Source organism: Sphaerothrix gracilis Ecp01 (assembly GCF_030405905.1).
Lineage (GTDB): Bacteria > Cyanobacteriota > Cyanobacteriia > Phormidesmidales > Phormidesmidaceae > Sphaerothrix > Sphaerothrix gracilis.
The window spans coordinates 17533-34927 of the sequence record NZ_JASATW010000036.1 but is presented as its reverse complement, the minus strand read 5'-3'; the positions used below and the strand labels follow the sequence as shown (position 1 = coordinate 34927).

General features: G+C 48.2%; 24 protein-coding genes. 14 read left to right on the top strand and 10 right to left on the bottom strand.

Features of this window, described 5'->3' with window-relative positions:
• Positions 1–135: 135 nt before the first annotated feature.
• The 4 genes from QJQ48_RS25105 to QJQ48_RS25090 form a co-directional block, all read right to left on the bottom strand.
• Positions 136–1074 carry a DNA-processing protein DprA gene (locus tag QJQ48_RS25105; protein ID WP_346293997.1) on the bottom strand — a complete coding sequence of 313 codons (939 nt, stop codon included), beginning with the start codon at positions 1072–1074 and terminating at the stop codon, positions 136–138.
• Positions 1075–1295: 221 nt separating this feature from the next.
• Positions 1296–3146, bottom strand: a complete 1851-nt coding sequence (locus QJQ48_RS25100) for a UvrD-helicase domain-containing protein (RefSeq protein WP_346293996.1) — start codon at positions 3144–3146, stop codon at positions 1296–1298.
• Positions 3127–4137: a hypothetical protein gene (locus QJQ48_RS25095; RefSeq protein ID WP_346293995.1), complete on the bottom strand. Its 1011-nt coding sequence runs from the start codon at positions 4135–4137 to the stop codon at positions 3127–3129. The genes QJQ48_RS25100 and QJQ48_RS25095 overlap by 20 nt, the downstream gene beginning before the upstream one ends.
• A 20-nt stretch (positions 4138–4157) precedes the next feature.
• Positions 4158–4343, bottom strand: coding sequence for a ribbon-helix-helix protein, CopG family (locus QJQ48_RS25090; RefSeq protein WP_346293994.1), 186 nt, complete (start codon positions 4341–4343; stop codon positions 4158–4160).
• 285 nt (positions 4344–4628) lie between these two features.
• Here QJQ48_RS25090 and QJQ48_RS25085 point away from each other — a divergent pair, with 285 nt between their 5' ends.
• Entirely contained in the window at positions 4629–5168 is a 540-nt protein-coding gene (locus QJQ48_RS25085) for a tyrosine-type recombinase/integrase (protein WP_346293993.1), read from the top strand.
• Positions 5169–5476: 308 nt separating this feature from the next.
• The gene (locus tag QJQ48_RS25080; RefSeq protein WP_346293992.1) at positions 5477–6694 is read left to right on the top strand and encodes a hypothetical protein; all 1218 of its coding nucleotides are present in this window, start codon (positions 5477–5479) and stop codon (positions 6692–6694) included.
• A gap of 45 nt (positions 6695–6739) precedes the next feature.
• Here the strand turns inward: QJQ48_RS25080 and QJQ48_RS25075 are convergent, their stop codons facing one another.
• Entirely contained in the window at positions 6740–6988 is a 249-nt protein-coding gene (locus tag QJQ48_RS25075) for a hypothetical protein (protein ID WP_346293991.1), read from the bottom strand.
• A gap of 119 nt (positions 6989–7107) precedes the next feature.
• On the opposite strand from QJQ48_RS25075, the gene QJQ48_RS25070 reads away from it, so the two are divergent.
• The 3 genes from QJQ48_RS25070 (at position 7108) to QJQ48_RS25060 (ending at position 8730) form a co-directional block, all read left to right on the top strand.
• Entirely contained in the window at positions 7108–7704 is a 597-nt protein-coding gene (locus QJQ48_RS25070) for a ParA family protein (protein WP_346293990.1), read from the top strand.
• Positions 7697–7963 (top strand): hypothetical protein, encoded by a 267-nt coding sequence (locus QJQ48_RS25065; RefSeq protein ID WP_346293989.1) that lies wholly within the window; start codon positions 7697–7699, stop codon positions 7961–7963. Before QJQ48_RS25070 ends, QJQ48_RS25065 begins: the two co-directional genes overlap by 8 nt.
• A gap of 98 nt (positions 7964–8061) precedes the next feature.
• Entirely contained in the window at positions 8062–8730 is a 669-nt protein-coding gene (locus tag QJQ48_RS25060) for a hypothetical protein (protein WP_346293988.1), read from the top strand.
• A 40-nt stretch (positions 8731–8770) separates the two neighbouring features.
• Here the strand turns inward: QJQ48_RS25060 and QJQ48_RS25055 are convergent, their stop codons facing one another.
• Both QJQ48_RS25055 and QJQ48_RS25050 read right to left on the bottom strand, forming a co-directional pair.
• The gene (locus QJQ48_RS25055) at positions 8771–9571 is read right to left on the bottom strand and encodes a hypothetical protein (RefSeq protein ID WP_346293987.1); all 801 of its coding nucleotides are present in this window, start codon (positions 9569–9571) and stop codon (positions 8771–8773) included.
• The gene (locus QJQ48_RS25050) at positions 9568–9831 is read right to left on the bottom strand and encodes a helix-turn-helix domain-containing protein (protein ID WP_346293986.1); all 264 of its coding nucleotides are present in this window, start codon (positions 9829–9831) and stop codon (positions 9568–9570) included. Before QJQ48_RS25050 ends, QJQ48_RS25055 begins: the two co-directional genes overlap by 4 nt.
• A gap of 199 nt (positions 9832–10030) precedes the next feature.
• On the opposite strand from QJQ48_RS25050, the gene QJQ48_RS25045 reads away from it, so the two are divergent.
• The 8 genes from QJQ48_RS25045 (at position 10031) to QJQ48_RS25010 (ending at position 15403) form a co-directional block, all read left to right on the top strand.
• Positions 10031–10627 carry a hypothetical protein gene (locus QJQ48_RS25045; RefSeq protein ID WP_346293985.1) on the top strand — a complete coding sequence of 199 codons (597 nt, stop codon included), beginning with the start codon at positions 10031–10033 and terminating at the stop codon, positions 10625–10627.
• Positions 10617–11153 (top strand): hypothetical protein, encoded by a 537-nt coding sequence (locus QJQ48_RS25040; protein WP_346293984.1) that lies wholly within the window; start codon positions 10617–10619, stop codon positions 11151–11153. The genes QJQ48_RS25045 and QJQ48_RS25040 overlap by 11 nt, the downstream gene beginning before the upstream one ends.
• Positions 11154–11161: 8 nt before the next feature.
• The gene (locus QJQ48_RS25035; RefSeq protein ID WP_346293983.1) at positions 11162–11557 is read left to right on the top strand and encodes a hypothetical protein; all 396 of its coding nucleotides are present in this window, start codon (positions 11162–11164) and stop codon (positions 11555–11557) included.
• A complete protein-coding gene (locus tag QJQ48_RS25030) occupies positions 11529–11843 on the top strand; it encodes a hypothetical protein (RefSeq protein WP_346293982.1) in 315 nt (104 codons plus the stop codon). The genes QJQ48_RS25035 and QJQ48_RS25030 overlap by 29 nt, the downstream gene beginning before the upstream one ends.
• A 359-nt stretch (positions 11844–12202) precedes the next feature.
• The gene (locus QJQ48_RS25025) at positions 12203–12505 is read left to right on the top strand and encodes a hypothetical protein (RefSeq protein ID WP_346293981.1); all 303 of its coding nucleotides are present in this window, start codon (positions 12203–12205) and stop codon (positions 12503–12505) included.
• A gap of 261 nt (positions 12506–12766) precedes the next feature.
• Positions 12767–13144: a hypothetical protein gene (locus QJQ48_RS25020; protein ID WP_346293980.1), complete on the top strand. Its 378-nt coding sequence runs from the start codon at positions 12767–12769 to the stop codon at positions 13142–13144.
• Positions 13145–13691: 547 nt separating this feature from the next.
• Entirely contained in the window at positions 13692–13964 is a 273-nt protein-coding gene (locus QJQ48_RS25015; protein ID WP_346293979.1) for a hypothetical protein, read from the top strand.
• Positions 13965–13996: 32 nt separating this feature from the next.
• A complete protein-coding gene (locus tag QJQ48_RS25010; RefSeq protein WP_346293978.1) occupies positions 13997–15403 on the top strand; it encodes a hypothetical protein in 1407 nt (468 codons plus the stop codon).
• On the opposite strand, the gene QJQ48_RS25005 is transcribed toward QJQ48_RS25010, so the two are convergent.
• The 3 genes from QJQ48_RS25005 to QJQ48_RS24995 form a co-directional block, all read right to left on the bottom strand.
• Complete coding sequence (locus QJQ48_RS25005) at positions 15369–15569, bottom strand: hypothetical protein (RefSeq protein WP_346293977.1); 201 nt, start codon at positions 15567–15569, stop codon at positions 15369–15371. The genes QJQ48_RS25010 and QJQ48_RS25005 overlap by 35 nt on opposite strands.
• A gap of 365 nt (positions 15570–15934) precedes the next feature.
• The gene (locus tag QJQ48_RS25000) at positions 15935–16252 is read right to left on the bottom strand and encodes a hypothetical protein (protein WP_346293976.1); all 318 of its coding nucleotides are present in this window, start codon (positions 16250–16252) and stop codon (positions 15935–15937) included.
• Positions 16253–16541: 289 nt separating this feature from the next.
• On the bottom strand, positions 16542–16748 hold the full coding sequence (locus QJQ48_RS24995; protein WP_346293975.1) for a hypothetical protein: 207 nt from the start codon (positions 16746–16748) through the stop codon (positions 16542–16544).
• 157 nt (positions 16749–16905) lie between these two features.
• Here QJQ48_RS24995 and QJQ48_RS24990 point away from each other — a divergent pair, with 157 nt between their 5' ends.
• Positions 16906–17367: a hypothetical protein gene (locus QJQ48_RS24990; protein WP_346293974.1), complete on the top strand. Its 462-nt coding sequence runs from the start codon at positions 16906–16908 to the stop codon at positions 17365–17367.
• Positions 17368–17395 lie beyond the last annotated feature (28 nt).

The window sequence follows — 17395 nt, the reverse complement described above, 5'->3', positions numbered from 1 at the left end:
TTAGGCGAAATCTTGAGATTAGCAATAAGCTGATTAGTCTCAGAGTAGTCATAACCTACCCTCGGTGTGTAAATGCGACCGTAGAAAAGGCAAAGACTTTCATGGTTTGGACAGTTGGCAAGCCAGTTTGACTCGTCAGTTTTTCGCCACCGCAATTCCTGACCCTGAGATATCGCCTGCATTGCCGAGGTGCTCTAGTATTTCCGTACCATCCTCAATTTTAATAGCACCTTTGGCTAAATACTTGTTCGGCCACTGAAGTCCTTTTTCAAAGCAAGACTTGAGGATGAAGAGCTTTCTGCCTTGCTCTACAGCCGCTTGTGCCTGTGTCAAACTACCACTAGACTCTCCAGCCTCTACAATAATCGTTGCTAAGCTTAGGGCTGACATTGTCTTATTGCGCTCAGGAAAAAACATGCGGTTTCGCCTAAAGTTCGTGCGGCACTGCCGATCGTACTGAACGAAAGGTACTTGACTCACAATGATGTGATTTTTGGCTATCTCACGCTGAAGCGCCCTATTTTGTTTCGGGTAGGATTCGTGCAAGGCTGTGCCAAGAACGCCGATCGTTTTTCCACCCAACTTGATTGCCTCTTCATGGGCTGCAGTATCAATTCCTTTTGCAAGCCCAGACATGACGGTGAAACCACCTTCAACCAAAAGCTTAGCAGTCTTCTTTGCCCGTGCGATGCCCTCTGGAGATGCTTCTCTAGCTCCGACAACAGCTATAGCTTTGGACGATAATAAGTCCAAGTTGCCGCGATAATACAATACTTCAACTGGGTGTTTAGCGTCTCTGAGTCTATTTGGATACTCAAAATCTTGGTAGAAGAGAGCTGAGTATTTAGTAAAAGGCATCAACCTTTCAGCCTCAGACCGTATTTGATGCAGCTCGCCTGCTGAAATGCCCTCTGAGTCAGCGATTGCAGACGGCAAAATATTGCCAAAAGTTCTGAAAAGGTTGGCAATCTGAGTAGGTGTTGTGTGATGAGTCCATAGCGCTTCATAAGAAGCGATTTCACGAACTGGACTAATTAGACCAGGAAAATTATCCAACACATTAGCAACCATCATCTCTAATCTCCCTATTAGTACAAGTGTACCTGTTAAGGGTTCTAAAGCCTATCTAGGAATGCTGCCGCAAGGAAAAATTTAAAACTCATATTTTATCCTGCCTCATACCGACCAACCTTTGCAAATATACCTATGTTTACATCAGACGCTTGATGTCTCTACAAGGTTGTGATCTTTCGTGACATAAACTTTGTCTTTTTGCCAGAAGGCTCAAATTTCAATTAGTGCAGTGTATTCACTAACTGTGATCGCCCACCCGCAAATAAGTGCAGTTCATCCTGCGATCGCGTCATCGCCACATAAAGCTGCCGTCTCGCTAGCGCTGCCGTTTCCACATCTTTGTTACTGCAGTCTGCAAACTGCTCAAGCCAAAGCAGCAGCACAACTTTAAACTCCAGCCCCAGCGACGATAGAGCTGTGATGATCCGCACACCGGGCTGATTAGCGTCATAGTTATGCTTCGAGTCTCGATCTTCTGTAATCCAGTACGGGCATAGATCAAGCTGCTGGAGGTGCTGTAAGAGCGAGTCAAACGCAGCAGCTTCCTTATATCCCTTCCAGCGATAGACAATCGCAATGTCAGCCGGTGAATAGCCTTGATTGCAGAGCGATCGCACTTTCTCAACCACCGCATCAACAGCCGCCGCTTTAGAGTTAGCTACATGCAGCGTTGGCTCCGGGCCATGCCGTAATGCTGCTGCAGGCTCAACGGCTGGGAACGTCGCGTCCTCATCTGAAGAAGTAGGCTGTAAGACGTTCCAGGCCGCTGTCAGAATCTCCTGGGTGTTGCGATAATTCTGAGTGAGACGCTGCGATCGTCCTTGAGCTTTGATGCCTACAGACTTCCAGGTAAACTTACGCCGCTTGTAGAGACTTTGGCTACCGTCACTCACGATCAGCAGGTCGCCATTTTCGGAGTCTTTCAGCGCGGCCACGCAGCACTCGAACCAGTTAAACGAGAATGTGTGAGCTTCGTCTACCAGAATTGAGTCGTAGTGCTGTTCTGGAGGAGACGACTGTAGCTTCATCAGCACTTGCTGGCCGAGGAACTGGTTATAGCTCTCGTCGTCGTTGAACTCTCGCGGATGCGGTAGCCTGCCCAGCAGCGACTTAGCCCAGGCATGGAAGTGCATTATCTCGATGCGCTCTTGATACTGCGGGTTACGAGTGTCGCTGTGTAGAAGCGATCGCAGGTGAGCCGCTAGCGTGACGTTGAAGCAGAGGATTAAGACACGGTGTTCCAGCAGCCGATTCGCTAGCACTTTGGCGCGGGCCAGCAGGATTAAGGTTTTACCAGAACCGGCTACTCCAGAGATTAAGCGGTGTCCCTCTTTCATCTCACGGGCTAGACGCTCTTGCTCAATGTCAAGGCCGACAACGACTGTACTATCTGGAGCTAACGTAACTCCTTTAGGAACGCTTGTTGGTGGCGCAGGTATCGTCTTGATAACGGTTTCAGGATGTAGACAGCCTTTAATCGTGCTGATTTGGTCGGGGGTGAGCGTGGGAAAGTCAAACTTTACCTTGAACATTTCTCGTAACCGCTGCACCAGCTCATCCGATGAAAGGCTTTCCCAGTCCAGCAGCTCGTCTCGGTAAGTGATATAAGGACGCTCTAGAAACGGATCGATCGCTTCTTCATAGGCTTGTGGCTGGGTGATGTTTGATAGCACTGCACCCACACCGACCGGAAAGGCCAACTTACCTTCGTAGTCGCCGCTGTCCTGGCGCAGAATAGCATAGCTCTTGAGGCGATCAGCAGCCGTACCGAAGTAGTCAAAGGCTTGGCGCATGGGCGATCGCTGGCTTTCAATATGACCGTCTTTCTGCTCAATCCTGAAAAAACGCTCACCTGCTTCAACGACCTGGCTAGCTCTCCAGCCTTTTACTTCTAGAATCAGCAGGCCAAAGCTTGGCCCCAAAACAATGAAGTCAGGGTAGAGATTGCGATTGAGTCGGGGTTCATACCAAACGATAAAGTCTTCGGGCAACTTAGTTTTGAGCAAGTTGAATAGCCGCCGTTCACCTTCGCTAGCCTTTGTAGGAATAGTTTCAGGAAGGGTGATCGCCATGCTCATCATCCTGATTTTTTAGCTGATATAATTCCTCTTCAAATTTATTTATGCTTTGCTTAATTGTGTTTTTTTCCTCATCTATTTTTTCTACACTACTCAATAGTTGCTCAACTACTTCTTTATATGAATCCAAACTATTGATGCGAACTTTATATTGCTCAACCAGAAATTTTAGCTTTTTAATCCTTTGCTCTTTACTTAAACCAGGATCTATTTGAAGCTGCCATAGATCAGATTGTCTATTGAGATAGCAAGTAATATCATCATATTGCTTCCAAGTTCTAATAAATTCAATATTCTCAGAAGCATTTTTGAGAATTCCTTTTATCTTTTTTTCTTCTGACTGGGGACAGCAGATAATTCTAATATCTGTGTGATTAAAGACTAATCCATCAGGATTAGGGCTTCTCCATTCTCTCTCCCACATAAATCCTTGATTACTATGTTTTTCAAGTAATGGAAAAAGCAGAGGATAAATTTCATCAATGATTTTTTTAAGCTTATTATTAATTATCTTTTTTTTGCATAGATTCTGATTAGACTGAAATCTATGCCAAAATTCAATAATTTTTTTGGTTAAAGCTTCATCAGTATAAATAACAGGACGAACTCCTTGCTCAACTAGAGCTGCTTTTTCAAAACCAATACCAAAACGTTGATCAGATTGCCATCTGTCAAACTTTCTATATCTAAAAAAATCTAGTGAGAAAGTAGGAGATTCAGTAAAACATACAACTTTTGGATTAAAGCTTTGATTATTTTTAGCTACTTCTGGCGATACAGATTTCAGATATCCTTGCCCACTTTTAACCTTTATCGCATCATCTGCACCATTTCCTTTTAATATTTCTGCTAGTTGATTTTTCCCCGTCATATGTATTAGGAACGGAGACATGTCTGGTTTTTCAACTGGAGTCAATTTGAATGTTGGTGTAGTAATTTCATACTCTTTCCAGTAGACATTCGATGAGTATGGAGGAAGAGACATGTTTCGAGTACCTCAAATAGCTAAATTATTAGCATTAATTTTTTAACTTGCTGCTCTAGCCTGCTCAACCGCCTCGCCATCGTCGCCACCGCCTCCGGGTCCGTCTTGCCTAGATACTGCGCGATCGCCTCTCTCACGATTTCGCTCTGAGACTTCCCCGTTTCCTGTGAGAGTTCTTCGATCTGCGCTGCCCATGAATGCGGCACCCTAGTAGCGACTAACGGTTTTTCCATTTCTGTAAACAACGTATACGGTGTTAACGCCTGCACTGCGCTAGATAGCGCTACTTTGGTATGCCCAAACTCGTAAACGCTGTTAACAGTGTCAACGCTGATGGGGAGTGAGGTTATGCGATTCCCCCTACTCTTGCTAACGAGAGCGATTCTCATTAATAAGCGATTTTTCTAGCAAGATTCACGGAAAACCGCTGAAACGCCTGAAAACTGGTTAAACTTAATTTGCTGAAATTGTAAAAAGAGCAAAAACAATCGATGCCTAAGCGCAATCGTCATGACCAAGCTGATATCTGGAGTGAGGATCAGTTTGAGCAGGTTGTGGCTGAGATGAGTCCAAAGATGAGAGCACTATTCTCAGTGTGTTACTACACGGGCTGCCGGATTAGCGAAGCGCGGCAGCTCAAAGCTGAGGATTTGGTAGGTGACTCTATCGTCTTGCGCAAAGCGACTACTAAAACGAAGCGGACGCGATCGGTGCCGATACACTCTAAGCTGAAGACTGTTCTGGGGGAGACAAACTTACCCGCAACGGGCTATCTATTTCCCGGTCGCAAAGGCGATCGCCCGATTACGAGACAAGCGTGTGATGCTGCGCTACGGAAAGCGTGCGATGTTCTAGAGCTGAAGGGGTTTAGCACCCATAGTAACCGGCGCACCTGGGCTACTCGTTTAGATAAAGCGGGGGTACGGCTTAAGACGATTCAGGAGTTAGGCGGTTGGGCGTCGATGGCGGCGTTGCAGCGGTATTTAGAGGTGTCTGAGGATGAGAAGGCGGAGGCGATCGGGAAACTATGATTGGTCACTTTTCCCTTTTCCATCCTCAGTAGGAGAGATGGGTGACTCCATTTTTGGGCGACCATCGTACAGACCTCCGCATCCTTCAGAACCGCATTGGAACTGAAGCACTCCAGCAAAACCTGACAATACGGCTGTTCCTGCGATTGCGCCAACGGTGAAGATGGCAACAGCTAGGACATGGAATAAATTAAATGTGTTTTTCATCTAGTGGCTTCAGCACTTATGGACAAGGGGAACTAGATCGCGGAGCCATTAGAGTGTCGTAATCGATTAACTCTCTCGCCATTGTACTCAGATTGAGTATAATGGAACAGAATGAGTACAAAACATTTTTTCTGATGGTGCGCTCACGCCCTCGCTTGCAGGTTGTCCAAAATGATGAGATTGCCAAGGCTATTGAGGTGATTCGCAAACACCGCCCTGGTCTGATCAATGATTCGATGCTGGTTACGTCGGCATTGATTGAATATGCGTTGTCTTTAGAGTCGGATAAGTCTCAGCAGGCCAACTATCAGACTCCGTATGGCATGACGATCGTGAGAACAGGTCATGTAACTTGCCAAACCGGTGTATTTGATTTCCTTATTCGGAACTTTAACCGTATCGCTGCCATTTTTGCGCATATTGATGATGAAAATGATACGTTTATGGATTACATCTCGCGTGGAGAGAAGCCCGTTTATACGTTCGTTTTTAAGGGAAAAGGATTCACTGATTTTGAATTTATCCATATCGCGACTGAAGGATCTTTTTTTGAGGAGTGCTTGACGCTGCTTATATTGGATTTCAAACATCATCGAGACGACATTCGTTTTGATGTCATCCGCACTAGCCAATTTGAAGTTAAATGGGGAGAAAAAACTGTCAGTGATTATGTTCCGTCTCTCGATGAAATGGCGAGAAAATTTTTTGAGGACGAAAGTTATGTATTCGGTGGCGGTGGTGGTGAAACTTCAGGCACCCTAGATCTAGGATGGGAAGCTGATACCACCCCATATCAAGGGCTTGAGGTGAATGATACACGCTATGTAGACTATTCTCATGCTCTTGTAGGATTGAAACCATCTTCCTTTGCGACAGAAAAGTACGGCGTAGGAGCTTTAGTTCGCTCTGGTGTGCTAGCTGTTAATCGAGATCGGTTAGGTCAACGATATCGATGCTTGTGTGATGGTTGGACGGAGGAAAAACAAGACCTAGATTTGTATGAATTAGGGCGTGTCTTTGGTCAGCATTTTGGATACGACGCTATTTTTTCACCTGCAAGATTTCTTGAAGAATTTACTATTCTTTCGACTGAAAATACTAATGCGGCCGTTTATGTTGAGAAAGGCAAGCGAATTGAAGTACTGCCTATGAAGTGGAAAATTTCATGGTTTACCTGCTACATTGACGGAAAAGCCAGCAACCAAGGATGGAGCCTTTTATATGGCGATCCAAATCCTTTTAGACTTTACAATATGAATGACTTCTTTCCCGAAGATTTAGAGCGATACAAGCAACAGAAAAAGAGGCCCCGAAAATAATTGGTGAAATGCCCAGTTAGGCTATGAGGGGCGCGATCGCACCCCTCACTCCAACTTCTCCACCTTCCAAGCACTCTCAATTCTGGCCTTCCCCACTTTTACAAACCGAAAGCCGTAGCGCTTCACTTCCGAACCGCTCAAGGTCTTCAGCCCCAGCAGATGGGCTAACTCGCTGATGGGGAGCTGCCACCCATTCGCCGCGATTTCCTCCAGCTGCCGATACCGAGCCAGTGGATCAGGGGGGGGCTGATTCGCCGCGATCTCACTCCTCACTCTATTCCAGTGGTTAGCCACTTAACTGCTTAATCGTTTAACTAATTCATCGATTAACCGCTAGAATCCTCTCAGGTCGTCGATTTATCGATCTGCAACTCGTCCGATTAACCGATTAATCGCTTAACTGAATAATCACAATGATCATCACCGTTGCTGGCTTTAAAGGGGGCGTGGGCAAAACCACTACCGCTATCCACCTAGCCTGCTACTTCGCCCAACAGTCTGAAAAGACCCTGCTCGTAGATGGCGACCCCAACCGCTCCTCTCTCTCTTGGTCGAAGCGGGGCACCTTGCCTTTCCAGGTTTGCGATCTGATGGCAGCCGCCAAAGTATCTCGCGGCAAAGACCATGTCATCGTAGATACCGAGGCCCACCCCGACGAAGACGAACTGGAGGCCCTGGCGTCCGGCTGCGATCTGCTGGTGCTACCCTCGACTCCTGATGCCCTCGCTTTGGAAGCACTGCTGGCCACCGTCGATAACCTCCAAAACCTGGATGCCTATGGGGTAGTGCTGACGATGGTCGATAGCCGCAAGAAAGGCACCGCTGAGCAAGCTAGAGATACGCTTAAGCGGTTAAGCATTCCCGTGTTTAAGCAGGTGATTAGGCGCTTGACTGCTTATGAGAAAGCAGCCCTAGTAGGGGTGCCTGTATATGAGACAGGCGATCGCTTTGGTCGCATTGCCTGGGGTGAGTATGTATCGCTAGCGAAGGAGATTGAGAGTCATGGCTGATCCGGCAAGCATGTTTGACAAGCTGGCGCAGAATCGCCAGAAAGGAAAAGCGCAACCGGAGCCAACGTCGGTAGAACCGAAGCGGCGGCAACGGAAGGCTACGGGAAAGCGCTCAGACCCGAACTACATTCAGGTGGGGGCCTATATCCCCAAGGAGTTGAACAAGGAAGTGAAGCGATCGCTGGTGGACTACGAAGGGGATTTCTCCGACCTGGTAACCGAACTGCTGGAAGGCTGGATTGGCAAGTCAACCGATTAAGCGTTTAGCCGTTTAATCGATTAATCAAAATTCGAGCATCCTTCAAATCGACGTTATATCGATTTTGGCTAAGTATAGTGATAGGGTCGCTTTCGGCAATGCCCCAAAAAGCTGCCGGTATTTTAGTACTGGAGTGCACTTGGAATCAGACCCTATGTGGAGGTGGTATGACGAGAGAGAATGGCAACACTGTAGGGGCATGGCTAGCTGGAATCTTGGCGGCCATTATTTCTGGTGTTGCTGTCTATTACCTAACAGAAGGAAGCTGGCGACCATTAACATCTAGACAGGACGAGCCGATATCTCAACCTTCTGAACCTGAGTCCACCCAGCCTTCCGAATCCGAGCCCACCCGGCCTTCTGAGGCTAGACCCTCCCAACCTTCCAAGCTTCAAACTTTCTCGGATTCTGACATTGGCGGTATCTGGCAAGGGACTTTGGTTCAAAATCGGGCACCAATCACCTACGACAGAGAGTTTATTTATCGCTTGGATTTGTCGAAAGATGGAAGTCAGATTACTGGAACCTCAGTAATTCAAAATCCACAGCTACCCTCTTCAGATGTCGCGCACATGGAAGTTAGGGGGAATCTTTCCCAAGGCATGCTTGAATTCAGTGAGACCTCTATACTTCAAGCTAGCCCGATCAACTCGCAATGGTGTTTGAAATCATTTTTGCTAACTCACAATAAAAGCGAAAACACGCTGGAAGGAACATGGACATCGGATGGGTGTAGCTCTGGTGAAATAGTTCTCTCAAAGCAATAATTACTTGATTGACCGATTAACTGCTTAGGCACTTAATTGATTAGCCCAACAGAAAATACTTGGCAAACTTGATCTGTGTGGCTTGAATGGCTAAGTCGTGGGCCTCCTCAATGTCGTCGAGGTCGAGCTGAGCCACCATCTTCTCGCAGTAAGCTACTGCTTCTAGCCCTACTGCCTGGGGAATGTAGTTACGCGCAATGCGATCGCTGCCATGAACTGGGCTCTCCCAAACTGCTTTCATCGTGGCTGCATCCATGCCGAACAGTCCTCGATAGACGTAGTTTGTCCAGTAGCCGTAACGTCCACGCGGGTCTTTGTCTTTGACTTCCCAGCTCCAATCCATTCGCGCGGGCTTCCCTGCTTCCCGTGTCATGATCCAGCTTTGAACCCGTTGATCGTCTTCGTATGTGTAGGCTCGCTTGAGAATGGTGTATGCCTGAGCATAGATACCCTCTGCAGCGAACCAGGCCAGAAAATCTATTAGACCGTCACGAGATGGTTTCCTCAGTTTTCCAGGTGTTTTAGCCCAGTCCTGTGCTAGAGCAACCCAGTCGGAAGCTTCTAGAAGAAGATACTGATTGCCGTCTTCTCCGTCGATTTGCATCACCCTAAAAGTCTTGCCAGATGGGAGTTGTAGATGCTTTACTCCATCGATTTGCATCACCCTCCTAGACAGAGTTGTTTGAGGGATGCCAACGTGCCGATCCATGCCACGAAAGCCTAGCCCGATCGTGGGGCGACCTTCGCCAAGACCGTTTGGATCGATGATGACGGCTCTTAGCTCACGGCTCTTATACCGCAGGGGAATGATTTGACCAGCCCGAAATTGAGGCGATGTCATGACTCTACGCTAATTTCTTTGAGAGCAGCCTTAACATCAGCGTCAAAATCTTCTCCCAAAGCTTCTCCTAGCCGCTTCAGCGTATCTCTGGGAATAGATTTTGTGTCTTCTGACTCTATGCGATAGAGATTGGCAACAGACATTTCTGCCAGTGCAGCGATTAGGGTCGGAGATTTCCCGCTCGCTTCTCTAGCAGCTTTAATTCGTGACCCCAGGTTCGGGATATCGACGCTTAGGGTGACTTGCATCAAGGATTCCATTGCGGCTTCTCCAATGACTCTAACCGAGTAAAAGTATTCTAGTATTGCTTGACAAGTGTAAATTGTCGCTTATTATGCGATAAAGAGAACAAGCGTACGTGCGGCGCACACTAGCCGTACATCGTTTGCACAGTTACAGCACAGTTCAAAACGACTGAATCATCAGCATTTGAGCCATTCGCTCAAGGAGTTTGCATAGATGAGATCCGTATCACCGCACGTCGCAGCGCACGTGCGATCGCACATTGAGAGCACATCACAGCCCATATCAGCTCCCTACACCGCACAGCAGCTCGCAGACGAATTAGGCGTCAAAGCCGTCACTATCCGTACCCGCTGGTTTGACTGGCTCTGTAAAGTCGCCCCCGAACCGCTGCTGAAAGAAGGCAAAGGCTTCACCGAGCTAGCGCGATCGCTCTTTAACGAGTTCTCCCAGGTGCCCAAGCAGTCACGGCAGCAGTGGGTCGCAGATGCCAAAGGTCACTACTCCCAGGAATGGGGCAGCGCTGGTGTGATTGAAGGGGAGCTGGTACCCGATGAGGTTAGCGGTGCTCTAGCACTCATTCAGACTCAGAACAGTCACCTGCAGCAGTCGCTAGAGGTTGAACTAGCAGACGTGCAAGCTTTCATCGAGCAGGTCAATGTCGCTGAGGTCGATTTCTCTGAGGCTGAGCTGCAAGCCTACAAGACCACTGGCGCTAAGCGGGGCATCGCTCGGTTCAAGATTGAGACACAGACCGAGCTAGAGGTGCTGAACGCCCTCAGACAGCAGCGGATGCAGGGCGATGCGAGCTGAGTTCATGGGCGCGATCGCCTTTGGTATCTCGATCGTTGCGGTCGAAGCGGCGGCTCTGACGCCCTACAGCCGTGACGGGCAGCTTTCAGCCCAGCAGGTCACAGTGCTAGAGCATCTGGCCTGGCCCCAAGCTTACCGAGACATGATCGGCACCTTTGGCTATCCCCGCTACCGGGCGAACTGCTGTGACTGGTATCTCACGCCTGCGGGTGTCTATGTCGTCATCCATTACGACTCGATGAGCCAGAACGCACTGGCAACAGGCTACCACTGGAAACACTTTCCAATTGCAGACTCGGCTGAGCGATCGCCGCGCTATGGAGCTGATGGTTCCATTACGGCTGAGCAGTTGCGCACTTTGCAGCATCTAGCTTGGCCCCAGCGCCGCGCTGACATGATCGGCACCTTTGGCTATCCGCGTCACTACAGCGACCAAGCCGACTACTACGCCTACGGCGATCGCTGGGTTGTGGTTTGGTACCGAGAGACTTTGGCTATGAGCTACAGCACCCAAGAAAATTTATGAGGTCAATGATGAAACTAAGTAAGATTCCGAGAACGTTAGCCCTGGCTGGCTTTTCCGCCTTTCTGATGGCGGGGAACTGCGGTGAGATGGGCTGTGGTATTGGTGGTTGCGGCTCACTCTTGTCGGGTGGCTCTGGCAGCTCCGCTAGGCCGATGGCTCCACCGGCGATGGAAATGATTGAAGATCCAGACGCAGCTACAGAAGAATGGGAAGAGGAGGTCTGGGCTAAGAATGCCGATGAGGCTGAGGGCAAGTGCGAAAAAATTGCTGATAAGGTTGGGCTAACCACGCTGCTCAAGGTAACTCAGAGAAGCCAAAAGGCCAGTAAGTACGGTGACTATCGGTTTATTTGTTGGTTTAAGTCAGAGGTAGACAATGAGTACACAGACGATCTCGATTCCTGATATTGCGCAGATTCCCACCATCCCGCCAAAAGGCAAGGCTTATCTGTCGGTCAATTTAGCGTTAGCTAATCCTGGGCAAGTTTGGGCGATCGCTGAGCAGTTAGGTTTCACGCCGAAGCTGGTTTACCTAGTAACACGCTTGGGCATCGAAATTCACTGTCTACTGCACGAAGGCGAGTATAGCGATTCGGTTGACTTTGAGACAGAGATTGAAGCGATGCGAGATGCTGACATCGATATCGACGCTATTCGGTTTGCTTACGCACGACCTGCGATCGCGGCTTAGCTCAATACACCTAAACGTCCGCCCTCAGTTTGGCCGAGCTGAGGGCTTTGCGTCTGCGATCGCTTTTCAAACATAGCCAACTTATCAATCCAAGCCTATTAGCAACTCGCCGCTCTGCGAGACGGCTCTGGGCGTTCCCCCCAGAACCTCCCGCTCAGCAAGGCGATCGCAAGGTAAGCCAACGCAGGGAGCGTTAGTATACGCCACAAAAGCCCGTCTCAAGGGCTGCGCAAGTGGGGGAAGCTGGTTAATAAAGGAAGGCGATCGCTACGTTGCCCCCACCCTTGACACTAGCCATATCGCTTTTAAGACAGCTAAACGCAGGGCGTTAAAAGAGCGCGTTGCGTTTGGCTTTAGTTATGCTTCCAGTTCCGTTTGAGTTCGTTCAGGCTTTGGCTGCTGAGTTCGAGGCAGTCGAGTGCTACTGGCGCGAGTCTGATAGGTCGTTTACAGGTTTTGTCGCTGAGGTGTGGTTCTCGGTCTTGCCGTCTCAGTTTGCGGCCAAGTGGTCAGCAGTGGTGGGGTATTCAGTGCTGGTGCGCTGTCCTAGCGGTGGGCCAGGTCGTTTTGCGGTGTCCGTGCCTTGTGTAGTGCCTCAGGGGGCTGTGCAGTTGCAGGGTGGCCAGCGGGGCGGTCGGGTGCGCTGCTGTTTGGTTCGTTAGCGGCTTTGGGGCTGCGGCCCCTTTTTTTGCGTTGGCAAGAGGGGAGGCGATCGCTCTACTGCCATTTTTTCAGCTTCCCGACATTTACCCTGTCGGTTCCTACCTTTAGACACATGAGCCGCTAGTCAGCTTACTCTCAGACTTCTCAGTTAGCCATTAAGCCATTCTCAGGTTGGAGTCAGAGAAGCCTCAGAGAGAGCCGTCATAGTAGGACTCAAGATGATTGAAGTCAAAAACGCCAACAACTTAAGGAGCTAAATCATGAAACGCATCACCTTCGCTATCTTCTCTCTTGCCCTCTCTGCCGCAGCTATCTCTCCGGCCCAGGCCATCACCGCCGAATCAGCCAACCGCATTGACCAGGCCCGCCAAGAACATCTCGATAACAAATCCTCGGATAAGTTCGATCAGCTTCGCTCTGAACACTTAGACAACAAAGAGGAAACCAAGTTTGACCAGCTGCGCCGCGACCACCTGAACAACAAAGAAGACTTCTCCAAGTTCGACCGCCTGCGTCGTGAGAACCTGAACAAGTCCACTGATAAGTTTGATCAGCTTCGCTCTGAGCACTTGGACAATAAGGAAGAAACCAAGTTTGACCAGCTGCGTCGTGACCACCTGAACAACAAAGCCATCTAAGCTTTTCATTGGCTAGCGTTCGAGTCACGCGCTACACACTCCAGACAAAAGCCCCCAGCGACTCAACAGCGGGGGCTTTTTCGTCTCAGTCCAGCTTGATGCACGGCTCCTTGTATCAATCATCGATGCATCAAGGCTCTAGTCGTTTTGGCTAGGGCTTTTTTTGTGGGGATAAGGAGGGCGATTGCAGATAGCAGTAGTGAATAAGCTTACCAAGCTCAGAACTATGTTCTAATGAGCGAGGCTCAAGATACTGTCTCTTTTCCTTGCTGAAAGTGAATTTTTTAGCTGACGTGAATAAGTTCAAGAGGCTCAGAACTATGTATAGGTAGGCAGCTTAAGAGAAATATAAGTCGGTTTTTGACACCTTTGGCAGGAAAGATCTGTCAAGGGCTGTTGCCATGCCTAAATTATGCGTCTATAATTCAAGTCAAGCCCAAAGCGCCTCCTGAATGCCATCAAGAGACGCTTAAACTTTGCTCATTACCTTCTTGAATGCCATCAAGAAGACTTTGCTCAAATCGCACAGCTATACAGCTGTAAATCTATGATGCCAAATTCTAGCCAAGATGTAAACCGTTCGCAGGTCAGTTCGCCTACAGGCGCAGTTTTAGGAGTTGAACTCGCCTTGTCAGATAAAGTTTTGATGGGCTTATTCAGCCTTTTGCTTACCTTTCTGTCTGGAGTAGCTTACGGACACACCTACTTGTCTAAACCTCATACTCAGGATGCTGTCAGCCCCTCTTCTCAAGACTTTCAAGATGTTCCTTCTCAAGTTGTTGAGCGAGAAAACTCTATTCCCCAAGAGAATTTTCAATAAACAACTTTAATATGAACTGATCCTCAATTTTTATGATTGAGGCTATGCGTGTCTTGGAATATTACTGGACTTTAATTACTCTCACTAGCTCAGGCGATAGTCGAGCTAGTGAGATCCCTGCCTTGAAAGCTTTTCTTGAAAATCACTTTGCTACGATACAAAGTGACTCAACCATGACTGATAGCCAGATACAGGAATGGCTTTTAAAGGTATGGCAATCCGATTCTAAAAATTCCTCATTGGCTCAACTGTGTTTACGATGTTTAATTTCTCATCATATTAGTCGTACTTGTAAACATATAGTAAGGCAATTCGGGCCTGCATATGGATTCGTGGAATCAGATATTATTCCATTTGTCCTTGACGATACTGGAAAGCTTGACTTTACTTATCGACCATTTGCAGTTGAAATTCTAGAAAGCTTTAACCCAAGTAGAGCTAAGCTTCCTACTTGGGTGGTGCGACGTGTCCGCAGCCACCAAGAGCTAGACAATTTTTTGCAGACACAAGGTTTATATCGTGTTAGTGACTGGGCTATTCTCAACGATACAACAGTGACACAGTTGCAGCAAATATTAAAATTAAACTGTTTAAGCAATGTCGAAATTGAAGCAGCATCGAAATTGCTCATTTCATATCATTCAGTATACCGTCAAGATCGCCTAAACAAAATTCAAGAAAAATCGCGTCAAAGATGCAAGGTTCCAACAAATAAGCAATTGTTAGAAATTGATTCGACTCGTTCTGCTAATGATGTTCTAAACCATTTACAGGGAATTGCTCAACAGTTACGCCAGTATCGAATTTATGTACGTACAGGTATTCCTAATCAGGTAATTACTGATCCTGACATAATTGATATGCACGAAGAATCAATTTATAACTTAGATGTAACACAAGAAACCGCTGAAGCTGAATTCATGCAGCGATACAAATCTATTTTTTTGACTAGTTTAGATGAAACAATTGAGCACGTAGTCAGAAATCGCGTTTCAAAGCTTGATGAGAAAAGAGTGCCTGCAGGCAATAGCTTTATGAAAGCTCTTGATCTTTTTGTGTGTCAAGGTCTCTCTATGAGAAATATTGCTGAACAAATAGGTTTTAAGAGTCAAGTTCAAGTAACGCGGCTTCTAAGGCTCAAGTCACTTCGGGAGGAAATATATTTTTTATGGCTAGAAAAGCTTAAAAAACAAGTAAAAAAAGAGGTCGCTAAATATACAGAAAAAGTCGAAATAAATAAGATTTATCCGCAACTTGAAGAATTTCTTAGAGAAGATATTCTTCAAGCTATTACAGAATCATCTGCTGAAGCGCAGTCTCCAAAGCGAAAAGAAGTCTGTTTGTTTAATCGTCGGTTATGTAAAATAGTTTCATCTATGAAAAATCCGACTCATATATCTAATCTTAGTATTGTTCAAGTTCAATCACGACAGCACTAGCTGGCAGATTCTGACACTGCTCATCAGTGCCCTTGTGCACCTCGCCGCTTTCTTCCCAAACGCAAGCAACCTCAACAGCAAACTGTGTAGCGACCCAACGTAGAAGGAAGGCCGCAGGGAAGGCAATGAGGGCAGCGATCGCAAAGCGTTTCCAACGAACTTGCATAGATTCTTACCAGTAGAAAAAACTCCCCCAGTTGGTCAGGGATACATGTCTAGTGCAGGCTGAGGGAGTTGCCGAGAGTGTGCCCCATTAGCAATCGCTTCTCCCTTCAATGGCGATCGCCCTTAATAAATGCCCCATCCTCAGCCGCCAGCCTAATTCGTTGCTTCGCTTTTGTTTTTTCCCTGCCGGAGCAAGCCGCTGCCCAATCAGGCTAGCGCGTTCGGCCCCATATCAAGGCCCGCTGCGCTCTCCGCTGCGCTCCGGCCTTGACACGGTGCCCCCACCTCACGCACCTGGTAGCGGCTGGGCGGCTGCCCCCGGCAGGGGGCGAGCTGGCTAAAAGCTGTGCCTGTTCTCCTTTGGCGCTACCAGGGTAGATAATTCCCCGCTGTTCTGCTGCCGTGTCCTGCCGGTCTGGGTAGCAGCTTCAGCATCGCCTCAACGTCACCGCCGGTTAGCTTCACAGCCCACTGTCCCCGGTCTTCGGCAGCGCCTTCTGGTCTCCAGCCGCCAGCCCTCAGCCAATCAGCTAGGCCAGGGGATAAGGGCTGCGGTATGGCTAGCACAATGCTCCAGGTGCTGTGTCTTGCTAAGCGCACCCAGGGGCAGGCTTTGAGACAGTCTGGTAGCGTTTGGGGCTTATTGTCGAGCGTAAGTTCTAGCTGTTGTCTAGTCTGTGGCATGTGTCTAAGTTCGCAGCAGAAATTAGGCAGGGTGCCTTAGAGAGCCGTTGCCCTGCCTAGTGTGTTGCAAGTGCCTGATAAAGCTTGTTGCTTGCGAGTGAGCCAGCCTTTGGCCGATGGCTGCTAGCCTGCGCCGTTCGTGAGAGTTTTACCAGCTCTCTGGCCTGGTTTCGGCCTCTGCCCCTAGTGCAGTAGGCGTAGGTTTTAGCCCTTCGCGTCTTACGGCAGTGGGGCGCTTGACCCCCGCTCACCTGTATTCATTATAGCGCTTTATTGCATGGGTGACACGCTATTGATCGACATTTTTTGTCAATTCTTCTTCTAGTTTCTGCCTAACAATGTCTTGCCAGTCAGGTAAAGCGCCATCGGACAGAGCTTGTTTCATGGAGGGCGTTACCCGTAGATAAAGCTTCTCCGTATAGCTTTCAGCCCGACTCGGATCACGCTTTTGATATTGATGCTTAGCTAACTCAGGATTTCCACCCGTTCTAGGCATAGCTTTTCATGCTTAACGAAAGGGTATTTTAGCATGTCACCCATGCATAAGTATATCTGATGAATTGCATGTCACCCATGCGACAAAACTATCTTTATTGCATGTCACCCACGCAATATAAGTGCAATAATAGTAATAGTTGAGTTTGGTTTTATACATGATTTCAACCGCATCTCACTTGCTTTATTCCGCTGCCGCTGTGCGTCGGATCTTCGGCTTGCGCCCTAGCGCTGCTGTGCAAGTGCGTGAGTTCTTTAAAGTCGTTTGGGTCTGGATTAAAGGCCAGCGTCCGACATTCATCAGCAAGCGCCAGTTTAAGCAGCACTTTATCGACTGGCGTAAGCAGCAGGGCGAGAAACTAACCGTCGTGCAGTGGCGAGAAGAGCCGCATCGTTTTTCGGTGTCTAATCCGCGAAAGGGCACGGTTTACCACGTCGAATGTACGCCTCACGGTCTTGACTGCGAATGTGAGGACTACAAAAATCAGATCATTTTGCTACACAAGGGCTGCTGTAAGCATTGCTATGCCGTGCTTTCACAGCTTGGGCTGGGCAGCTTGTCTGAATATCTAGAAAGCGTTCAGCAGCGTTTGACGAACTCTGGAGCGATCGCCGCATGAAGAACGCAAAAATCAATAGCCCTGCTGA